The organism is Rhizobium favelukesii, assembly GCF_000577275.2.
GTDB lineage: Bacteria > Pseudomonadota > Alphaproteobacteria > Rhizobiales > Rhizobiaceae > Rhizobium > Rhizobium favelukesii.
In genome coordinates, this window is the sequence record NZ_HG916852.1 from 1,884,744 (window position 1) to 1,904,812 (window position 20,069).

General features: G+C 56.5%; 25 protein-coding genes and 1 pseudogene. 11 read left to right on the forward strand and 15 right to left on the reverse strand.

Annotated features, from left to right (window positions below):
* Positions 1-23: 23 nt before the first annotated feature.
* Positions 24-464 carry a VOC family protein gene (locus LPU83_RS47870; RefSeq protein ID WP_024314011.1) on the reverse strand — a complete coding sequence of 147 codons (441 nt, stop codon included), beginning with the start codon at positions 462-464 and terminating at the stop codon, positions 24-26.
* A 195-nt stretch (positions 465-659) separates the two neighbouring features.
* On the opposite strand from LPU83_RS47870, the gene LPU83_RS47875 reads away from it, so the two are divergent.
* The 7 genes and pseudogenes from LPU83_RS47875 (at position 660) to LPU83_RS47905 (ending at position 6,212) form a co-directional block, all read left to right on the forward strand.
* Entirely contained in the window at positions 660-1,238 is a 579-nt protein-coding gene (locus tag LPU83_RS47875) for a cold-shock protein (protein WP_007535143.1), read from the forward strand.
* Positions 1,238-1,720 (forward strand): DUF192 domain-containing protein, encoded by a 483-nt coding sequence (locus LPU83_RS47880; RefSeq protein ID WP_024314012.1) that lies wholly within the window; start codon positions 1,238-1,240, stop codon positions 1,718-1,720. Before LPU83_RS47875 ends, LPU83_RS47880 begins: the two co-directional genes overlap by 1 nt.
* Before the next feature lie 570 nt (positions 1,721-2,290).
* Positions 2,291-2,989: a hypothetical protein gene (locus tag LPU83_RS47885; RefSeq protein ID WP_024314013.1), complete on the forward strand. Its 699-nt coding sequence runs from the start codon at positions 2,291-2,293 to the stop codon at positions 2,987-2,989.
* A 3-nt stretch (positions 2,990-2,992) separates the two neighbouring features.
* Positions 2,993-3,538 (forward strand): acyltransferase, encoded by a 546-nt coding sequence (locus tag LPU83_RS47890; protein ID WP_024314014.1) that lies wholly within the window; start codon positions 2,993-2,995, stop codon positions 3,536-3,538.
* Between the two features lie 54 nt (positions 3,539-3,592).
* Positions 3,593-4,456 (forward strand): hypothetical protein, encoded by an 864-nt coding sequence (locus tag LPU83_RS47895; protein WP_024314015.1) that lies wholly within the window; start codon positions 3,593-3,595, stop codon positions 4,454-4,456.
* A 74-nt stretch (positions 4,457-4,530) separates the two neighbouring features.
* A pseudogene (locus LPU83_RS47900) lies at positions 4,531-4,729 on the forward strand (DUF192 domain-containing protein); the annotation flags it as partial.
* Between the two features lie 148 nt (positions 4,730-4,877).
* Complete coding sequence (locus tag LPU83_RS47905) at positions 4,878-6,212, forward strand: ISNCY family transposase (protein ID WP_037069090.1); 1,335 nt, start codon at positions 4,878-4,880, stop codon at positions 6,210-6,212.
* A gap of 191 nt (positions 6,213-6,403) precedes the next feature.
* Here LPU83_RS47905 and LPU83_RS47910 read toward each other — a convergent pair whose 3' ends face one another.
* A complete protein-coding gene (locus LPU83_RS47910; RefSeq protein WP_374046192.1) occupies positions 6,404-6,520 on the reverse strand; it encodes an outer membrane protein in 117 nt (38 codons plus the stop codon).
* Between the two features lie 401 nt (positions 6,521-6,921).
* Here LPU83_RS47910 and LPU83_RS47915 point away from each other — a divergent pair, with 401 nt between their 5' ends.
* Together LPU83_RS47915 and LPU83_RS47920 are read left to right on the forward strand one after the other, a co-directional pair.
* A complete protein-coding gene (locus LPU83_RS47915) occupies positions 6,922-7,584 on the forward strand; it encodes a DUF4145 domain-containing protein (RefSeq protein ID WP_024314016.1) in 663 nt (220 codons plus the stop codon).
* A gap of 53 nt (positions 7,585-7,637) precedes the next feature.
* Positions 7,638-8,645 (forward strand): hypothetical protein, encoded by a 1,008-nt coding sequence (locus LPU83_RS47920; protein WP_024314017.1) that lies wholly within the window; start codon positions 7,638-7,640, stop codon positions 8,643-8,645.
* 2 nt (positions 8,646-8,647) lie between these two features.
* Here LPU83_RS47920 and LPU83_RS47925 read toward each other — a convergent pair whose 3' ends face one another.
* The 4 genes from LPU83_RS47925 to LPU83_RS47940 all read right to left on the reverse strand — a co-directional run bounded on the left by LPU83_RS47925 (position 8,648) and on the right by LPU83_RS47940 (position 11,444).
* On the reverse strand, positions 8,648-10,252 hold the full coding sequence (locus LPU83_RS47925) for a DNA methyltransferase (RefSeq protein ID WP_024314018.1): 1,605 nt from the start codon (positions 10,250-10,252) through the stop codon (positions 8,648-8,650).
* A gap of 127 nt (positions 10,253-10,379) precedes the next feature.
* Positions 10,380-10,664: a DUF2293 domain-containing protein gene (locus LPU83_RS47930; protein WP_024314019.1), complete on the reverse strand. Its 285-nt coding sequence runs from the start codon at positions 10,662-10,664 to the stop codon at positions 10,380-10,382.
* A 51-nt stretch (positions 10,665-10,715) separates the two neighbouring features.
* Positions 10,716-11,036 carry a hypothetical protein gene (locus tag LPU83_RS47935; RefSeq protein WP_024314020.1) on the reverse strand — a complete coding sequence of 107 codons (321 nt, stop codon included), beginning with the start codon at positions 11,034-11,036 and terminating at the stop codon, positions 10,716-10,718.
* A 222-nt stretch (positions 11,037-11,258) separates the two neighbouring features.
* The gene (locus LPU83_RS47940) at positions 11,259-11,444 is read right to left on the reverse strand and encodes a hypothetical protein (protein ID WP_024314021.1); all 186 of its coding nucleotides are present in this window, start codon (positions 11,442-11,444) and stop codon (positions 11,259-11,261) included.
* Between the two features lie 248 nt (positions 11,445-11,692).
* On the opposite strand from LPU83_RS47940, the gene LPU83_RS47945 reads away from it, so the two are divergent.
* On the forward strand, positions 11,693-12,001 hold the full coding sequence (locus LPU83_RS47945) for a hypothetical protein (RefSeq protein WP_024314022.1): 309 nt from the start codon (positions 11,693-11,695) through the stop codon (positions 11,999-12,001).
* A 347-nt stretch (positions 12,002-12,348) separates the two neighbouring features.
* Positions 12,349-12,633 carry a hypothetical protein gene (locus LPU83_RS47950; protein WP_024314023.1) on the forward strand — a complete coding sequence of 95 codons (285 nt, stop codon included), beginning with the start codon at positions 12,349-12,351 and terminating at the stop codon, positions 12,631-12,633.
* A gap of 89 nt (positions 12,634-12,722) precedes the next feature.
* Here LPU83_RS47950 and LPU83_RS47955 read toward each other — a convergent pair whose 3' ends face one another.
* The 9 genes from LPU83_RS47955 to LPU83_RS47995 all read right to left on the reverse strand — a co-directional run bounded on the left by LPU83_RS47955 (position 12,723) and on the right by LPU83_RS47995 (position 20,067).
* The gene (locus LPU83_RS47955; RefSeq protein WP_024314024.1) at positions 12,723-15,383 is read right to left on the reverse strand and encodes a phage tail tape measure protein; all 2,661 of its coding nucleotides are present in this window, start codon (positions 15,381-15,383) and stop codon (positions 12,723-12,725) included.
* An 11-nt stretch (positions 15,384-15,394) separates the two neighbouring features.
* A complete protein-coding gene (locus LPU83_RS47960; RefSeq protein ID WP_024314025.1) occupies positions 15,395-17,020 on the reverse strand; it encodes a terminase large subunit in 1,626 nt (541 codons plus the stop codon).
* Positions 17,020-17,409, reverse strand: coding sequence for a phage terminase small subunit P27 family (locus LPU83_RS47965; protein WP_024314026.1), 390 nt, complete (start codon positions 17,407-17,409; stop codon positions 17,020-17,022). The genes LPU83_RS47960 and LPU83_RS47965 overlap by 1 nt, the downstream gene beginning before the upstream one ends.
* Complete coding sequence (locus LPU83_RS47970; RefSeq protein ID WP_024314027.1) at positions 17,406-17,723, reverse strand: phage head closure protein; 318 nt, start codon at positions 17,721-17,723, stop codon at positions 17,406-17,408. Before LPU83_RS47970 ends, LPU83_RS47965 begins: the two co-directional genes overlap by 4 nt.
* A 1-nt stretch (position 17,724) precedes the next feature.
* Entirely contained in the window at positions 17,725-18,141 is a 417-nt protein-coding gene (locus tag LPU83_RS47975; protein WP_024314028.1) for a DUF3168 domain-containing protein, read from the reverse strand.
* Entirely contained in the window at positions 18,134-18,568 is a 435-nt protein-coding gene (locus tag LPU83_RS47980; RefSeq protein WP_024314029.1) for an HK97-gp10 family putative phage morphogenesis protein, read from the reverse strand. Before LPU83_RS47980 ends, LPU83_RS47975 begins: the two co-directional genes overlap by 8 nt.
* Positions 18,558-18,860, reverse strand: coding sequence for a head-tail connector protein (locus LPU83_RS47985; protein WP_024314030.1), 303 nt, complete (start codon positions 18,858-18,860; stop codon positions 18,558-18,560). Before LPU83_RS47985 ends, LPU83_RS47980 begins: the two co-directional genes overlap by 11 nt.
* 260 nt (positions 18,861-19,120) lie before the next feature.
* Positions 19,121-19,474 carry an HNH endonuclease gene (locus tag LPU83_RS47990; RefSeq protein ID WP_024314032.1) on the reverse strand — a complete coding sequence of 118 codons (354 nt, stop codon included), beginning with the start codon at positions 19,472-19,474 and terminating at the stop codon, positions 19,121-19,123.
* Positions 19,471-20,067 carry a hypothetical protein gene (locus LPU83_RS47995; RefSeq protein WP_024314033.1) on the reverse strand — a complete coding sequence of 199 codons (597 nt, stop codon included), beginning with the start codon at positions 20,065-20,067 and terminating at the stop codon, positions 19,471-19,473. Before LPU83_RS47995 ends, LPU83_RS47990 begins: the two co-directional genes overlap by 4 nt.
* Positions 20,068-20,069 lie beyond the last annotated feature (2 nt).

A 20,069-nucleotide genomic window follows, 5' to 3' on the forward strand; every position in this document is an offset into this window, starting at 1 on the left:
GCAAGCCTCGCAAAAGCCTCGGCCTACCAGGCGCCGGTATTTCCCATTGAAGCCCAGGGTTCGGCCGTCGGGAGGCTGCCGCCCTTCTGCAGAATCTCGATCGAGATTCCGTCCGGCGAACGAACAAAAGCCATGTGGCCGTCACGCGGCGGACGGTTGATCGTGATGCCGCTATCCATCAGCTTCCGGCAGATGGCATAGATGTCGTCGACCTCGTAGGCGAGATGACCGAAATTCCGCCCGCCGGTGTAGTCCTCGGCGTCCCAATTGTAGGTCAATTCCAGGCAGGGCGCGCCCTTGGCGCTGGCCTCGGTCTTGTCGCCGGGCGCTGCAAGGAAGACGAGCGTGAAACGGCCCTTCTCGTTCTCCGTGCGCCTTATTTCCTCGAGGCCGAAGAGCGTGGTGTAAAAATGCAGGGAGGCGTCCAGATCTTTCACGCGGACCATGGTGTGGAGATAACGCATTCTATTTCCTCTCTAATGCAGGGCGATGGATTCTTATGTGGTGGAACACCAGTTTCGGGCAAGACAGGGGGGTATGATTGGCAACTGGGAATAATCGAAAAGTAGGACTTGCGCTAATCCGTTACCAACATGTTAATCTTGATCTCAAGAATCAGTTAACCGTAACAGTGTGACGCGTATTGAGGGGCTGGCGATATGGCTGACAGGATTTCATCAAAGGAATTCACTGACCTCGATCAACTCGCGGGGGAAGCGGTCGACCTCATTGAAATCACCGGCGTCGTCAAGTGGTTCGACGTGGCCAAGGGCTTCGGTTTCATCGTCCCTGACAACGGCATGCAGGACGTTCTTCTGCATGTGACCTGCCTGCGTCGCGACGGTTATCAGACAATTCTCGAAGGCACGCGGATCGTCGCGCTGATCCAGCGCCGTGAACGCGGCTATCAGGCATTCAAGATTCTCTCCATGGATCAGTCGACGGCCGTACATCCTTCGATGCTGCCGCCGGTTCGCACGCATGTGCAAGTGACGGCAACGAGCGGGCTTGAGCGCGCACTGGTCAAGTGGTTTAACCGCACGAAGGGCTTCGGCTTCCTGACGCGTGGCGAAGGCACGGAAGATATTTTCGTCCACATGGAAACGCTGCGTCGGTTCGGTCTCACCGAGTTGCGCCCCGGCCAGGTCGTGCTCGTGCGCTACGGCGATGGTGACAAGGGCTTGATGGCTGCCGAGATCCATCCCGACGTGCCGAGCCCGGTGAGCCGCGCACACTGATGCGTAGGTCCGCAGCCCATTGGATCAGAAGCGCCCTTGCGGCGCTTTTTTTCATCGTCACCCTTCCGGCTCTTTCCCAACAGCCGATGACGTTCGACAAGGAACCGCTGATCATTCAGACGGCGTCCGGCAAGCGGCTGAATTTCACCGTCGAGATCGCCGACACGAACGAGCAGCGCCAGCGCGGCCTCATGTATCGCAAGGAAATGGCCGATGATGCCGGCATGATCTTCGACTTCGGCGTTTCGCGGCGGGTGCAGATGTGGATGGAAAACACCATCCTGCCGCTCGACATGCTGTTCGTCGATTCGACCGGCACCATCCGCAGCATCAAGCAGAACACTGTGCCGTACTCCCAGGACATCATCGATTCGATGACGGAGGTGAAATACGTGATCGAACTCAATGCCGGCGTGATTGCCAAGCTCGGCATTCAGCCTGGCGACAAGGTGATGAGCGCGACGACCACGAAGAAGAGGTAGCGCCCGCGCCGCGCTGTGTGAATTGCCGGGAGAAGGTGTTCGACTGCACGGATCAGAGCTTTTCGAAAAAAAAGGGTTTCGAAATCCTCGCAAGGAGCCCGGCGAGGGGCAGTCTTCGTGAAGCGCCGCCTTGTTTTTGCTAACAGTTCTCGAAGCCTCCCAAGCTGCGTACACCCAGGCAGGCGGCGGGATTGGAAAGGCACGGGACCTTGGCTTGCTCGTCTCGACATAGAAGCCCTCATCCGTTCGCTTTGGACTGGCAATCAATCTTCCGATCATTTGTCACCATCGAGCCTCGCGCGCTTACTGGTCGCGGAATGTCCACATTTTTCGTCATCTATGGTGAGATTTACTGTTTACATTCGTTGTTTACATTTGTTCAAGTCAACCTTGAGCGTTCGAGGAACGCGGCTGACGCTCTGACGTTAGCAAGCAGTAGAGGTCATTCAGTGCGCTCCTAGGCATCCGCATTTCGGTGCGCGAGGTAGCAATGATCGGTGCTGATAAAACGCATACAGCGCCGAGTGTCATCCATTGGCCTCTGGTTAGCGAAGAACAGGAGGAGTGTGTATGGCGGAGCTATCAGTCTATATCGGATGGGATTCTCGTGAAAATATCGCCTACGAAGTGGCGAAAGAAACTTTGCTGGAAAATGCCTCTATCGACGTCGATGTACACCCAATCAAGCTGCAGGATCTGATCGACCGTGGTGTCTACACCCGTGAGGTGGATCCGCTAGCATCAACGGAGTTCACATACTCGCGATTTTTCACTCCCTGGCTCGCTGACTACAAAGGCTGGGCTTTGTTTTGCGATTGCGATTTCCTGTTCTTTGGCGATATCGCTGAACTCATTCAGTTTAAAGACGAAACGAAAGCGGTGTGCTGCGTCCCCCATGATTACGTCCCGAAAGAAGGGGTGAAGATGGATGGCAAGGTGCAAACCACCTATCCGAGAAAAAACTGGTCCTCATTCATGCTCTTCAACTGCGCGCATCCGTCCACCCGGGCGCTGACCCCTGAACTCGTGAACAGGGAAACCGGTGCCTATCTGCATCGGCTGCAATGGGCCGCAGACAGCGAGATCGGGCAGATACCTGAAGAATGGAACTGGCTCGAGGGTTGGAATACCAAGCCTTCAGTCGGCTTCCCAAAGGGCGTGCATTACACGAATGGCGGCCCCTGGTTTCACAATTGGCAGGATGTCGAATACGCGCAGATCTGGCGTGACAAGGCCCTGGCGATCGATCCTCAGTTCATGCCTGTGTGACGCTTGAACCTCGGCTTTCTGGTCAAGCTCCGTTCGTTTCTCTCAGGCGGGTCTTTGAGGATCGGAAAAGAACCGAACATGCGCTATTGGCCACGATTCCGGTACCGGCGCGGCAAGATCGAGATCGGCGACCGGCTTTTTACCCGCTGTGGGGTGATTATCGATGCTCAGAGCGGAGTGATCACAATAGGAAATGATGTCTCCATAAACGACTATTCCATCCTGCTGGGGCATGGAGGCATCCAAATCGGCGATAATGTTCGTATCGCCGCTCATGTGGTCGTGGTCGCATTCGAACACAGGTACAATGATCCCGCGGTACCAATACGGCTGCAACCCGTGAAGAAGGATGGCATCGTTATCGGAGACGACGTTTGGATCGGTGCCGGAGCAAAGGTGCTGGCAGGCTGCCACATCGCTCAAGGTTGCGTCATCGGGGCGAACAGCGTGGTGAAGGGGGCAACGGTGCCGTTTGGCGTCTACGTGGGGGCACCAGCGCGTCTGGTGAAAACACGGACGGCAAAGGCGGTTGAGAATGGAGAGCAATGATCGCGTATTGTGGAAGCGCTCCATCAGCAAGATAACATCAACATGGTTCCAACGATGAGCAGATCTGACACTAGCGATCCCGATACAATGGACGCAACTGAGGAAATCCACACGGAGGACTGGAGGTCGTTCTTTCTCGGCTACAGCGATATCGTCCTGGTCGCAAATAGCGATGAGGTCGACATCGACGAGCTTATGTCCCGCTTTCCTGAGACAACGCTCTTCATCTTTTTCAACAAGGTTTACAAGGTTCTGAGCGAACCGTTCACGCGCAAGGCCCTGCTGGTATCGCGAAGCGGAACGTTGGGTGCCAACCTCGTCAAAAGCGGCAAAGTGTCCAAGGTTCTGCAGTATTTCGACAGAAGCAGCTTCCTCGGGATCGTCAATCTGACCATCGGCAACCGCGAAAAATTCAGCCCAGCTTCTGCATTTGGTGATGTGAAAGTCAGGCATCTGGATCTGACGGACGTGTTCGCTCCGTTTTATCCACCTGCAAGTCTGCCGACCACCGGGTTTGCACTGTGCCTTTGGCTCACCAACCTCCAACTGGGCGTCAAGATCACTCTGGCGGGCTTCTCGTCAAAGCGAAGCGAGCGCTATCAGGTCCTCGACGTCCATGACTGGACGTTCGAGCAGGTCCTTTTGCGGCTCCTGTACCGCAACGGGAAGATCGACATTATTGGTCGCGAGCGGACCAATCCTTATGCCGAGCTTTCCACGCACTTTCCGGAATATTCTCCAGCCGAGATCGCTTTGACGGCAAACGAAGTACTGGCGGAGCGTCTTGTGAATTTGAGCTCATTCGTTGACAAGTTGATGCATGTGACGAGGTTCCTTCGTTTCGTTGATAGAACGTACAAGAGGCTAAAGCCGAAGACGCGGAAGGAACGGCGATGGGAGTCGATGGAGGGCAAGTAGGATCCGTCGCACCTGACCGGCGAAAGTTGAGCCTGGTGCGCTTCCAGTAATCGCAGCCATACAAAGGTTCCGCCAAGCAGAACGCGGTGCCGTACTCCCGGGACATCATCGATTCGATGACGGAGGTGAGGTACGTGACGGAACTCAATGCCGGGATCACCGCCAAGCTCGGCATCAAGCCTGGCGACAAGGTGGATGAGTGCGACAACCGCGAAGAAAAGTGGGCGCGCTCGCTTCAACCCGGTCTGGCGCGTCGGAGACTATCGGCCGTGACGCTAGTTAGTGTCCGTCCACAAACGGTAAACCGCTGAAATTATTGGAGGAATCGCGATATTGCCGCGGGCAAAGCCCGGCGGTTTCAGGTACACTTTAGATCAAGCCATTGATTCTAAAGACAAACCCGCAACCGCCGGAGCCGACAATGCGCCAAGAACGCACCGTCCAATCCAATATATTCGATCTTTTCGCCGAACACGAGATCGGCCGCGAGCTGAAAGCCATGTCGCAATGGCTGGATGAGCATCGTGATCTGCTCGGGCTGGTAGCGCAGGACCTGCGCCGCCACGGCGTCAAGGAGACCGGCCGCGAGGGCCTGCCGGCGGAGGCCGTGCTGCGTTGCGCCCTGCTCAAACAACACCGTCAGTTGAGTTATGAGGAGCTGGCCTTTCATCTGGAAGATTCCGCCTCGTTCCGGGCTTTTGCCCGGCTGCCATGGGGGTGCAGCCCGAAGAAGTCGGTCTTGCACAAGACGATCAGCGCGATCCGGGCCGGGACCTTTGAAGCGATCAATCGCGTGCTGTTGACAAGCGCCCGGCAGGACAAGGTGGAACGCGGCAAGGTCGTGCGCATCGACAGCACCGTCACTTCGGCGCTGATGCACGAACCGAGCGACAGCAGTCTTTTGTGGGACTGCGTGCGGGTGATGGTGCGGCTGTTGCAGCAGGCGGCTTCCTTGGGCAGCGCCATCTTATGGCACGATCACTGCCGCGCGGCGAAGAAGCGATCCCGGGCGATCCAATTTACCCGCGGTCGTCCGAAACGAGTTCAGCACTATCGCGCGCTGCTCAGGATCACGCGCACCACCTTGAGCTATCTCGAACAGGCGGCGGCGCAGCTGCCCTTGGCGGCGGGCCCGGCGGTCGAACGCTGGCAGGCCCAAGTCCGCCACTATAAGCCGCTGATCGAACGGATCATCGCCCAGACCGAGCGGCGGGTCCTGGCCGGCGAGGCGGTGCCGGCTGGCGACAAGCTGGTCAGTTTGTTCGAGCCGCATGCCGACATCATCGTCAAAGGCAGCCGCGACGTCGAGTATGGCCATAAGATCAATTTGACCACCGGCACAAGCGGGCTGATCCTCGACCTCGTCGTCGAAGCCGGCAACCCGGCCGACAGCGAGCGCTTGCTGCCGATGCTGGAGCGTCACATTGGCATCTGGGGCGAGCCGCCACGGCAGGCCGCCGCCGACGGCGGCTATGCCAGCCGCGAAAATCTGAGCGGAGCCAAGGCCTGGGGCGTGCGAGACATGGCCTTCCACAAGAAGTGCGGCCTCAAGATCGAAGACATGGTCAAAAGCCGTTGGGTCTATCGCAAGCTACGCAACTTCCGCGCCGGCATCGAGGCCGGCATCTCCTGCCTCAAACGCGCCTACGGCTTGGGGCGCTGCACCTGGCGTGGGCTCGACCACTTCAAGACTTATGTCTGGTCCTCGGTGGTCGCTTACAATCTCGCCCTCTTCGCCCGCCTCAGATCGAACTGACATCCCATGTCGCCAGCCAAAACCGGACCGGCGGAACGCCGGCAGTTCCCAATGCGCGCATTTCCACCAGAAATCCTGGCCGCCGCAATTAGCACCCATGAGCCACACCGCATGGCTTCAAAGCGGCCACCAAGCGGAACCCAAACGCGCTGCAAGCACAAGAAAACCAGCCGTTTATGGACGGAAACTAGTTAGAATTTCACGCCGATACCCGCCGAGACGGCATGTTGATCAAGATCGACGCCGGTTCCCTGAATTTCTTCGTCGCCATAATCGCTGTAGCGATATTCCGCCCGGCACGACATCATGCGACTTCTCCCGTGGGGCTAAGAAAATGGGATCGAATATAGTGAATAATATCAGACACAACCTTAACAACGGGTTTCTTGGCTCGTTCGCGCGTTAGTGTCGTTGCTTGCTCCGCGGCTAGCCGAAGGACAAGACCTTTTGCGGGAGGGGGTCGGATGGCGCGGCTATTTTCGCGCGGCTGCGGGGCCAAGCCACAATCGTTAGTCATGCCGTTAACTAAGGGGAAGTGGTCGGAGTGGAGAGATTCGAAATCTCATATCATATTGAAAAACAAAGATTATTTTTATAATTTGTAACATTGTGACGACCAGGATTTTGATGTGGAAAAGTAAGTTGCGCCCGCGCCGAGCCCGCCACTTTAGGTTAATTTGCAATGTTGCAAGTTATGGGAGTTTGCTCGATGGGAGCGTTGATTACGCGTGATTGTATTCGCTGCGGGACGGCGAAGGTCCAGCTAACGGCGGTGGGGTGGATCCAACAAGGCTCTGACTGCGAAGTAGCCTTTGTATGCAACAATTGCAGCCAACTCAGTATCTACCAAGCGCAATGCCGCATCGACCTCAAGAACAATCACGTGAACCTAGACAAGAACGCAAACGCTAGTTGTGAACCAAACCCTGTCTTCAACACGGTTCCGCTTGAGCCGCTAAATGACGAAATACCAGGGCGAATAGCTGAAATATTCACACAAGCCGCAAAGGCGCGTCGCCTCCAAATGTTTGACGCATCAGGTGCGATGTTTCGCAAGACGATCGATGTGGCAACTAAACACATATTTGCTACAGACTCGCGCCTCGAGGGCCGAAATCCCGCTGACGCCCTACGGGTGAGAATCAAAGCGCTCGGGGATTTGAAAATTCTAGAGGATGACATCGTCGAATTGGCTGATGTTGTCGCAGTTGATGGCAACGACGCCTCGCACGACATGGATCCCTATACCGGGGAAGAGGCAGAAGCGCTCGAAGATCTGACCCTCGACCTTCTTGATCGCCTTTTCGTTAGGCCGGCACGTGTGGCAAAGGTTCGCGCAAAGCAAATTGCTGCCGGGCAGCGAAAGGAGTAGGTCGAACATCAGCCGACTGCGCTCACGCCAATGACCATTCTGGAAGATCGTGCATGAATACCAAAAAACCAATAGATAAGATTCGTGACGGCGCGGGCCAAATGGACGTAGGCGACGAAGCCGACGGCAGGATCACGAGTGCCACTACAATCAATGATCGACTCTACATTATCAAGGAACGAGCCGTTTACGTCATCGCAATGGCGGATGAGATCGATCCAGATCGCACCAACATTGGCATCCCCAATACTCAGCAACTTGTGTTGAGTATCGGGTCTGACTCGGAAATCATCCAACGGATCCTGCTCACAGCCGCTGAACTTTTCAAGAAGGATCGCCTCCTACCAGAAATTGACTGGAACGCGGCGCTCGTCACTGCATTAGATATCGTTAAGGACCTTGTTGCAGCTCAAGAGATTGCCGAGAGCTACAACGTCGCAAAGTTGAATGCCGAATCGAAAATGCAATCTGCGAAGGGCATGTCCTTCCGGCTACCGGCAATCCCAGATATCCAAGCTCGGACCAAAGATTATATCCAGAAAATGGATCACGCGTTTCAAAACGTTTATCGATTGTGCTCAATCTTTTACGACGAGAAAGATATGAGGGCTGCTGGCGCGTGGCTAGATGGGTTTGTTGTCAATCTACAAACACGCTTGGCAATCGACGATCCTTTCATCCCATTCGCCACGGCGCTCGCTAATTTTGGGAAGCTTGTAAGAAATATCCGACACTGTATCGAGCACCCGAAGTCTTCGCAGCGGCTGGATCTCAGGGATTATCATCTTACGCCGAATCGAGAATTAGTCGCCCCATCGATTGCGGTGGTCCACCCGGCGACACCAATTGATCAAACGCCACTTGAAGAGTTCTTTGCGGTCATTCTTTCGCAATCAGTCGACGGCATTGAAACTCTAATGGCCTTTCTGGCCGCCTCAAACGTTGCTACTTTGGGCAAGTTTCAAATCATGGTAGGAGAAGTGCCTGAGCATCAACGTCGGGACGGAGTGCGTTTTGGCTATCTGGTCGGTGTAGGGGGCGGGTGGAACCGGCTCGGCTGATATCAGAGTAGATTTCCTTGCCTGCCTTCCGATTCCCTTTCTGCCTTCTTGTAGCCCTCGCTATGTCCGAACGGTAATTGGGGACGCCGCTTATCTAAAATCTGAGCGGCAGTCATAATTTGGAGGCGCGGTATTTTTTGCCCGCCGGTTTCGTAGATACCTGCAGCGGCAGCCTCTTTTTCCATCTCGCGAGTAGGCTCATTCAATGAAAGAAAAATGCCTAAGGCGGCTTTTTCTCGCTCCATAGTTCCTTTCAAATCGCGAATATCACCAGATTTTATTCCGCCTCCTTTAACCGAAATAATCGCAAACTGCGGCTTCTTGTCAGCATCACGGAAATGCAAGTAGCCGTCGATACCGCGGTCCATTCCCTTTTTCCCACCTTTATAAGGCTGTCCGCCGATTGACCCCACGATCCATTTTTGGAATTCGTGTTTGTCCCGCAGGGCGAGATCTTGCGCCGCTTGTTTGTCCTTGGGCACGCCAATGACTTCGTAGACAATGCTGGGAAAGCTTTCTTTAAGGCGACGCTCTATCAGACCGATTGCAAGATGCGTGACGTCAATGCCTATCCATTGGCGACCTAGTTTCTGCGCCGCGTGCACGGTTGTCCCGCAGCCGCAGAAGGGGTCGAGCACCACATCACCAGCATTTGATGATGAAGCGACAATGCGCTCAAGAAGCGCAACCGGCTTTTGAGTAGGATAACCAAGACGTTCTTTAGCCTGCGAATTGATTGGAGGAATGTCGTCCCAAAGGGTGTCAACAGTTTCGCCGTCGAGTTCATCGAGATAACGCTTGCGCTGCAATCTCTTCGTTTTGTCTTTTGGGAAGTATACGCGGCCGTCGGCGTCCATCTCCCTCATCCGCTCAATCGATACTGCCCATCCGTTTGCCGGCGGCGCGTAGCCTTTGTATTCATACGTCAGATTTGGGCGGGGCGATGGGCTGGTGAGGTTGTCAAGTCGATATAGGCGCCCATCCCCGTCATCGTGCGTGAATTTCGTGGCGATGTAGTTTTCATTGTTCTGGCGAAATTGGCGATTGAAGCGGGCAGCGCTCGATTTGGCTACGAAAAGTATAACGTCGTGGCTAACACCGAACCTAACGGCGGCGTTGTTCGTCTCACCACGTCCGGCTTTTCGTTTCCAAATGATCTCATTTCGGAAGTTGCTGGCCCCGAAGATGGAATCGAGGATGATCTTGAGGTAATGGCTCGAGGTCGGGTCACAGTGAAGATAAAGTGACCCTGTCGGTTTCAAAACACGATGCAGTTCAATCAAGCGGACTGTCATCATTGTCAGGTAGGCCATCATGTCATTTTCGCCGAGCGCGGAGCGCATCGCTCGGAGCATGATCGCAGCGTCAGAATGCTCGCCTGTCAAAACCTCATCAAAGGCCATTTCTGCGGAATCAGTCCAGTGCCAAGTATCATCGAAAGCTTCAATCTGCGCGGCTGACTGTTCACCTGCCGGACCTCTAAAAAGAACGTTGTAAGACGCGTTCGAGTTAAAGGGCGGGTCGAGATATATGAGGTCAACGGACTCGGATCGGATGCTCTCCCGGAGCACCGAGAGATTGTCTCCATAATAGAGTTTATTTGGCATCCGATCCCACCCCGACTCACGATTTTCAATCGTTATGCAACATTAAATTGCGGTGGGGAAGCCCGGTGATTTCCCTTGGACAACAACGCCTATACTGAGCCCGCCGACTAAGATTGGTGAGCGTCCGTCATTCAGGTTGCTTCTTCCACGTCGCTATCATTGCATTGATTTTCGGCTGCACCCGTCGACGGGCGTCATCGCGATCAACGCCGGCCAAAAGCATCTGATCATAATCGGTCATTGAATGGCGCATCACATTCTGCATCGTGATGCCGACGGCTTTCCCGATTGATGCGCCGTTCCAATCCTTCTTTGTGATCTCGGAGACAAAGAACGCGATAGCGAACTCTGGGCATCCGGGATGCTTGCGCCGAATGTGCTTTTCGACGATTGCAGGTGAGAATTTTGCCATGGAAGGTCCAAAAAGCGAAAGGCCCGCTGTTACGCGGGCCCTCGATCTCCTTTAAAGCGTCGCAGCGATTGCTCTTGCGCGCTCGGCACCATCATCACCAGCGACCAGAGCCGCCACGTAACCAGCGGCAAACGCATAATCATGAAAATGGTCCGGCGACGCGGCACACGCCACTTCTGCGGCTTTGATCAGAACTGCAAGCTGGTGAAGGTCGTCAGGTTCATCTTTGACCACAACATCGGCGAACCGTTTTCGATTTGCATCGATAAGTTCTTGAAGTGCCGGAGAGAAGCGTGACGCTACACTCGGATTGGCTTCGATGCGCTCACCGTGCTCATCAATGATAAGCGTTGCGGCAGTAATCTTAGACATGTATTTTCCACTTCTGGCCTTCGGGCCGCTGAGGACAGGTTGCGCCTGTCACGCTGTTTCCTGCTGGTTGAGAGAGGGTCTCAAGCTGCCCTCAACCAGCAGGACCAGACGACGCTTCTGCGCGGAAAGGCCTACGCCTGCCGCTTCGATATGTCTCAATGTCTGGGATTTCGCATTAGTCACATAGTTAGTTGGGAAACAAGATGGCGAAAGATGGCACGTTCATTTCGCCGCCGGAACGTTCGCGCCATAGCCGCCCGTCACGCTCTCTGGCCAAAGCCCCGCGATTTCACCTAGAGCGATTTTGAAGGGATCGGTGTCTTGAGAGACATAGACGTCGGCTGAGCAAGACAGCAAGGCGTCCATGAGCCGTGCGTAGGTCACACTGTCGAGAATGAATTGAGGCATGTCGGTAGGAGGCTCCTTCTACCTGGTTTCAATTGATACGTGAATCATCACCCAACGCCGGACAAAGGTCAAGCTTCATTGAGAGTAAACCGTTAAGTTTCAATAAGTTAGTAAGTAAATTTTGACTGATAGACTCTCCGATCGAGGCGCTGGGACCGAGGCCTTTTTAGCGCCGCACCTTCCGTTGTTATTGTCGCGGCGCGCGGTGCGCTATACGCTCCTAGATAGAATCGTCTTAGGGGGAATTGATGCTTAGGGTTTTATGCGCTGCGCTGCTTGCGGCTGCGTGTTCGAACGTGGCGAAAGCCGAGGAACTGCCGGACGATACACAAGTCAGAGCAATGACTATTCACCCAAGCGATGACATGACCATTCCGGCAGGGACTGGCACGCTCAAAGAATGCCGGGAAGCGGTAGCGGAGATGATGGAGCAGCTAAAGCAAGAAAATGATCCGCTTTCAGACGGCACTATATACGCGTGCATTCCGGTGGATCTCCCAAGTGATCAACCAACGCTCCTCAAGGCCTCTCGTTTCAAGCGGAACATGTTCAATTAAAGTTCCGGCGACAGCTCGCGTCTTCCGCTGTCTTAGTTACCGAACCAAGGGTGCATCAGATGTTGAAGGCGGTCCTACAAACCTCTTAACCTACAACCTTTCTCTAGGAAGCTGACATAGCTTTACCTAGGGCATGAACAGGATGTAACGCCTATCGGCCAAGCATCCAGTCACATCGCTCTAGGCAAAGCTCTGTCTGGAAAGAAGAAAATTCTTTCTCTGAGGCCACACGACGGCCCATATGGCGGGCCAATCGGGGAGACATACCAAACTTGACAACCTTGTCACAGGGAGGCCGGGGTCAGACTGTCGGCCTTTATGTCAGACTTCCCATACCGTTGCCGGATATGGCTGGCGTAGAGTTATCAAACCAGTTTGGCGATCTGATAACGCTCACGAGTCGCAATCTACCAGCGTTGCTCGTCCTGCCGGATCTGACGTTATTGGGTGGAAATCATCGGCGGCTATGCCAGCCTATTCTACAGCAGATAAGTCAGACCCTGCTTGAGAACATAATAGCAACAATCGTAGCCGGTTGCGCGAAATTTTTCTTCGAAAAGGCAAAAAAACTACACGCAACCGGTGCTTTTGCCGACTATTATATTGGTGATCGCGGCGCAGCGATTGAATGAAAGACCCCGGCGACGTCAGACCCGCCGGGGTCTTTCTGTTTCAAATTGATTATGAAGCGCAAGTCAGAGATAACTTCCGGCGTCTGCTTCTATCGCCCGCGCCCAGGTGAAAGCATATTGCCGGGCCGCATCTGTCGCGCCAGCTCACTACAGACGACGCCGCGCATGGTTGCCTCCATTTGTGCGCCGATCTGCTTCGCGAGATCGGCGTTTTGTTCTGGCGTTCCGCTACCGGACGTATTGACCGTGACCGGCGCGGAAATGCTAATCTGCTGAAGCGGCGAAATGCTGTTTGGCCCGGTCTTGAGGTTCGGTGAGCGGATAGCGGGCGCATTCCCAACGTAGCCACCTTCGGCAAAGCCACCGAGCGCACCACGGTGTAGAGATTCAAGGTTGCCGACACCAATCCGGCTGGTCGCCTTCTTGCTCATGACGTATTCCCCACGATGCACGACGCCTGCCCGTTCATACTTGCCACCATCGCCGGTATAGCCACCCTCGCTAAAGCCGAAGATCGCGCCGAGAATGCCGCTACCCGCACCGCCGAACAAACCGGCTAGCGGGCCTTTCCCAAGCAGCGCGGCCTGAAGCGTCGCGTCAACGAGGTTGTTAAGTAGGCTCTTAAGCGCGCCGTTGAGGTCTTGCGTGCCTGTAAGGAGGCCGGAAAGTGTGCTTGTGAAACTTTCCGCGAAATACTGCTCTGCCGTCTTCAAGCCTTCCGTAGAAGCGGCGACTTCCTTGCTCTTGCCGTCAAGCTGCTGCGTGAGAGTGATCTTCTCGCGAAGCTGCTGAAGTTCGGAGTCGCTAAGCGTGATGCCTGCGCGTTTCGCTTCCTGCTGCGCCTGATACACAGCAAGCTCAATTCGCTGCTGGGATGCCGACATACCGGAAATCGACTGTTCGAACCGGGCAAGGTCAAGACCTTCCTGCACCGTCTGGTTCAGGCTCTTGCGGGCAGCGTCTTGCTGCTTGATGAGTTCGGTCCTCTCCTTCTCGCTATCTGTCGGGGCGAGGGGCTGTGCTGCGGTCGGCGTCCCGGCATAGGCGTTACGAATGGTGCCGTCATCAACGCGGTTAAGCCCGGTCCATTCCTGCCGAAGTGCTGCCGGATCATTGCCCCGACGTCGAAGAAGCGCGCGGGCAAGTTCGTCCTGGGTCTTCTCATCAAAGAGACGATCACCGGAAAGGCCAAGTTCCTTAATAAGCCCTTCAAGGGTTGCGCCCGTGATCTGATATCGGCCAAGGGCCGATGAGCCCCTACCATCGCCATAGAGAGCGCGGTTAGCGGGGTCGGCGAGCATACGGCGCTGAAGATCGCGAACTTGATCGAGTGTCATGCCGACAAGGTTCTGAGCGCCACCGGTCCAGCGGCCATTGTCGAGGGTAGAATTATAGTCCCCGCCGCTTTCGACGGTGGCGATGAGATCAAGAATGTTATCGTGCTTGCCGAACCGAGCGATGCTCTTGGCGCGATTGGCGAGGTCGGTGGCGTTCATGACCTCGCCCATTGTCCGGGCGCTGCCAACGGCCTTCTGATAAGCCGCGTCAATGCCGTCAGTCGTAGCGAGGGTATCGAGTTCGGACTTTAGTTCCGGCACAAGCTTCTTCAGGTCGGCGAGGGCGGTCTTGAAGTTTGCCGCTGCGGTCGTGTTCGCGGCAAAGCCCCTACCGACGTTCACGGTCATGTCGGACAGTTCCTTGAGGGCGTTCTTCAGTTCCTCGCTGCCGCCGCCTAGATCGCTAATCTGTTCGTCAACGGCAGCAAGTGCCGCGCGAAGCTGGCGAAGTTCAACTTCCTTCATGACGTTGAGCGGGTTCGCTTCGGTATCCGCGATCTGGCGTTCGATCTTTGCCCGCTGTTCCTGAAGCCGCTTCAACTGCTGTTCGGGGCTATTAAAGCCTGCAATGGCGCGGTCACGCGCGCCCCCGGAAGGGTCATTGATATAGCCGATGATCTTGGAAGCCACGTTGACGCCTTCGACTGCCGCCTGCTTGGCGTAGATCGTGAAATTGCGCCACATGGTGGAGAACTCGCGATCGATCTTCTTCGCGGACTCAATCTGTTCGTCGGTGAAGGTCGCGGCCTCGCTGCGCATCTTCTGGATTTCGGAGACGGACAGGCCGAGAACCTTGGCGAGGTCTTCCGCTCCCTGTCCCCCGAATACCTCGTCAAGGATACGGGTCTGCGCTGCCGCGTCCAATTTCTGAAGCTTGCCGATAATCTCATCAAGGAAGCGGTTCGGGTCCTTCAGCTTGGCCGCAACGTCGGTTGCGGTATAGCCAAGGCGCTGAAACGCCTCTTCGGCGCTGCCCTTGCCGGTCTTGGCAAACTCGTCGCCGCGAATGTTCAGTTCCTTGAGGGCGTCGGTTACGCCGTCAATGCTCATGCCGGTAGCGGTAGCGACATAGGTCCACTGCTGCCAAACCTTCGAAGAGACGCCAGCCTTGCGGGCTTCGCGGTCAACTTCGGCAACGGTATCGGCGATTTCCTTGAGCGCAATGGCAGCACCGCCCACGCCAGCAACAAGTGCGCCGCCCTTCATGAGTGGGGCAAACATGCCTTCAAGCTTCGCACCGATGGACGCGGAAGCCTTGCCGAGCGTCTTTTCCATGTTCTCAGCCGACTGGCGGGCGCGGCCCTCCATCTTCTTGAAGTTGTCGTTCGTCGCCGTCCGCGCGCGCATCATGTCACGCTCATACTTGTTCAGGCGGGCCTCAAGACTCACGACAAGGCGCTGTGTGTCATCCATTACTAATGTTCCTATGCTGCTTCGGCGCGGAGCCGGTCAAATTCGTCGGGGTCGAGATCGAAAATCGAGCGCTGGTTATCGTTTGCAACGGCACGCGATACAGCCATTGCAGCCGCAACCGCGCCGTCAATCCGGTCGGTTTTCTTGCCCTTGTGCATCCGCACTAGGCCGGTATCGTTGCGGCTGGCAACGACACTATCAAAGTGATGCCGAAGGATCGGGTGCCCGTTGTGCCGGATCATGCGACCGTTAACGGTGCGTTCGAGGTGCCCGATAGCGGGTCCCATCGTGAGCGGTCCCTGTCGCATCTCAACTGCGGGCAAGCCGTCATCATGAAGGCGCTGCATCGTCATCCGGGCAAGGTGCGGGTCAAAGGCGATTTCACGCACGTCGCCATTGTCGGCGCAAATCTCGCGAATGTGTGCTTCGACTACTTCCGGCTCGATCACCGGGCCGTCAATGACAGTGATTAAGCCTTCGTCGCGCCATTGCTCGTAAGGCACGCCGTCACGCTGCGAACGGCCCTTCAGGTCTTCGCCAGGAACGAAGAACCACGGGTGAACCGTGACGCGGCGATCATTGTGACGCCATGCGCCAACAACTGCCGTCAAGTCGCCGTTGACGGACATATCGACGCCAAGGAAGCACGGCAGCCCGGACAGATCGGCAAGATCGAAGTGCGGATCAAGCCCAGCGTCGTAGACTCCCATATCGAACAACGGATCGCGGGAAGCTGCCTGCCAGATATTCAGGTTGAATTGCTGGAACGCGAAACGCTCTGCCGGGCGGTCGGCGGCTTCCTTCGCTGCCGTGCGCAACGCGTTCAAGTTGGGGAAGCCGTGGGCAAGGCCGGGATTGACGCGGTGCCATACGATCTCATCCTGCCAATCGTCGCCGGGCGCTGCTTCGAAAATGATCGGCAGATAGGCCGGGTTTTCAATCTCACCGCGCGCTACCTTGCGGGCATAATCGTATTCGGTGAAGCCAAGATTTTCGGAACCGCGCCCGGCAGTCGTGGCGATCACCATAAGCGTGCCGCTGGTCTTGACCATACCGGATTTGAGCGCTTCCCAAAGGTCGCGGCCCTTCCAAACGTGGATTTCATCGACAAGCACAAAGGCAGGCGTCTTGCCGTGCTGTGCCGCGCCGTCGCTGGAAATCGCCTGAAGTTCGACGCCTTCCGACTTGAGAACAATCTTCTTCGCGCTGTTGTGTGCGTCATAGATGCGGGTCGCGGCGACAAGACGCTTGTCCATGCGGACGATGTTCGCGGCTTCCTTGAAGCCAAGCCCGGCTTGCTCACGGTCGGACGCGGCAAAGATCACCTGTCCGGCAGGAACGCGTTCCGGGCCGATGGTATGAAGAAGGGCGAGGGCAGCGGCGAGGCTGGTCTTTCGATTGCCGCGCGGGATCATCCAAAAGACAGTTTCGACAATGCGCCTGCCGTCTGGGTGCCGGGGTCCATAGATGCGGCGAACAATCCGCTCCTGCCAATCATAGAGCTGAAAGAAGTGGCTTAGCGCCGTGCTGTTCGGATGCCTGAGCAAGCGAAGGAAATTCACGGCACGTTCGCCATAACCGAACGGGTCATCAATCGGACTGCCGTCAAAAATCCACGAAGGATAGGTGCTCGCCATCAATGCACCTTCAGCGGATTGTCGCTGTCGTCATCGTCGGTCGCTGCGTTGCCGACACGGGCGCGCGAGACCGGCGAGAGGCCGTATTCAGCGGCAAGCTGCCGGGCGGTTTGCATAGCCTTGTCCTGAAGGCGGCAAAGCTTCATGTCGATTTCGCCAGAACTGCGAAGGCCGTCTTCAATCTCGCGAACAAGGCCACGGGCGCGGCAGTAGTCTTCGACGCCACCAAGGTCGCCGCGCGTGATAATACCGCGCTCAATGAGGCCGGGCATAATCCGCTTCCATTCGGCGCGCGCAAAAGCCGAAAGCTGCTTCGGCGCTGCCGGTGCCTTTGTTAATGCGCTGCTGTCCGGTGAAATAGCGGGCTTGATGCCGCGAAGGTGGGTCACTTCAGGGCCTCGCCGCGAAGCTCAAGGGCGTCACGCCTGCCGAGTTCCTTAACTTCTTTGAGGCCGTAAGCGGTGCCGTCATAGGTCACGCGGTCGGCGGTCGTGATGCCAGGGCGAAAACGGACACGAAAAATCATGGTGCCGGTCTCTGCCTCGCCGTAGCCGGTGAAGAATTCGCTGGCCGTCTGCTGAAGGACTTCCGCCCATACGGTTGCAACGGGCGTCCACGCCTTCACAACGCTGCCCGACGGCTTAACAGTCTCCGTCTCGCGTTCGATCGTGACGCGCCGGTCCATGTTTCCGATATTCAGCACGTCAGATGATCCACCGAGCAAGAGCTTCGACGGACAGGACACCATGACCATAAGCGGGGTCAGGGTCACGCGGGAACCGGGCAGCCGTCACGCGGAAATGGTCACAATAGCCGCCGTCAATGGGCAGGCTTCTCTTGTCGAGAGCAGCCATAGCAGCGCCAGCAATCTCCTTCGCCACGTCCTGTCCGGCGTCCAACGTCCAAATATGGAGGTCCAGATAGACCCAGGCCGTGCGCTGGCTGGCGTAGTCGTGGCCGTGCAAGCTGGTGTTGCCGTCGCTCATGATGATGGCGGGCGTCTTGTCCGGCCGGGTGCTACCGGCGCGAATGTGGTTTGCCGGAACAAGGTCGGTGACGCTCTGCGTATTGACGAGAGCGGTGCGGATTGCAGTTTGAAGGGCCAAAGTAGGTTCAATCATGCTCATTCCATGCGTCTTTCACGGCCTTCTTCGCGGCGCGATTGATCCGGTTCTGAAGGCGTTTGCGGAGAAGTCGAAGGGCGGGCCAAAAGAAGGGCTGAGCTTCGGTGTCATTGGTGCCGTATTCAACGAGGTGCGCGTAACGAACGTCTGCGTTTCCAGCGGTGACGATGACTTCCGTCTCACCGGCAAGGCGTGCGCCGCCCGGCTGCGAATAGGCAGGCGTCGATTGTCCCGGCATGGTGACATGAATGCTGTCGATCAGTGCGCCCGTGTCGCGGGACGTTTCGGCAAGCGCCTTCTGATGGTGCGCAAGCTCTTCGCCGGACTTTAGCAACGCGGGAAGCACTGCCTCACGCGGCGCGCGCCTGATCCGGTCGAAAGCTGCCAGGGTTTCGGCTAGGCCGTTGCCGCTCTTATTCGCCATCGCCGAACCACGTTTCACGGTAGGAATCGAGGATCGAGGTAACGCCGAGCGGTGCAAGCTGCGCAGAAACGCCAAAAGTCGCGATGTTTCGGCACTCGAAATAGAAAGAAACGAGCCGCAAGAGTGCGATTTTGACGTCTGCCGGAAGTGGGTCCAGGTCGGCGAGGGGCCTGCCGATGTAATTGCCGATCCACGTTTCTGCGCCGTCGATATAGAGCGAAACAAGCTCATCTTCGGCGTTTCCGTCGACCTTCATGTGTGCCTTGGCGAGTTCAAGACTGACTGGGGACATGCTGAATTTAGGCCTTCTCTGAAAAAGTTATTTTCGGTGTCTCTTGTGCGGTGCTCCCCGCGCCGGTCCCCTCGAACGCGGGTAAGTTAGAGACCACCCCCGCCCGTCGCTGCTTGGGTGTCGGGCTGCCCAAGGCTTGTTCCATCGTCCATCCAAGGCGAATACGTGCATGGATCGTGCATGCGGGAATGCCGGTGATCTCGGAAAGCTCTTTGAGAAGCCATCGCTGGCCGCGAAAAGTGTAGAGGCGCATTCCCATGCTAAGGCTGCCTTTCTTGGCGTTGCTTGAATGAGTTGTGGCAAGGTGCGCAAAGCGGTTGCCAGTTGGCGCGATGCCAAAAGAGATTCTTGTCGCCGCGATGTGGGATGATGTGATCGACCACGCTTGCAAGGCGGGTGATGCCGGACTTACTGCATTCGCGGCAGTGTGGATGCGAGGCGAGATATTCGAGGCGGGCCTTGCGCCATTCGTAGTTATAGCCACGGTCGCGGGCAGACGGTCGGCGAGCGTCATGACGCGCGTTGCGTTCGCGCCGGGCGTTGCTCTGGCAGGCGCAGAGCGCGCCATGCGGAACGATGTTGCCGCAACTGCAAAGGCGAGGTGGCTTGCTCATAGCTTCCCCCGCTTTGCATTGGCCTTCAGCTTGGAGAGCCCGTTGCGGGCCTCTTCGTCAGAGACTTCCTCACGCGGATCGTGCGCGGGCTTGTCTTGCTCAGCGCTGCCGTGAATGGCCTTCAGCTTGGCGATATAGCCTGAATAGGCGCGGTCGATTTCGGTCGGCGTGGCGTTCCATGTCGTTTCCGGCGTCCAGCCAAGCCAGCCGGTCGCCTTTTCATAGAGGTCTCTATAGAATTCGGCCCATGCCACGGCTTTGCCCGGATTGGTGGTCTTCGCCTTCGGATCGGTTGCGGGCTGCAACATGGACACGAATTCGGCGAGCGGCCCGACGACTGCGGGGAAAAGGGATGAAAGCGGCCTTCGAAAGTTCCCGCCCAAGAAGGCCGCTGCATCCTGCCGTTTGATGGAAGCCGTCAGGATGATTTCAGAGATGATTGTGAAGTTGCCTTCGTCTAGCGCCCGGAAGAGGGCCGCAAAGCCAAAGCGTGCTTCAAGAGTGGCAGCGGCCCGCAAAGAAGGGCGAAGCGTCACGGTGTCGCCACCGTGCGCAATCGTCACTTCTTCAAATGCGGGCCGCTGATAGATCATGG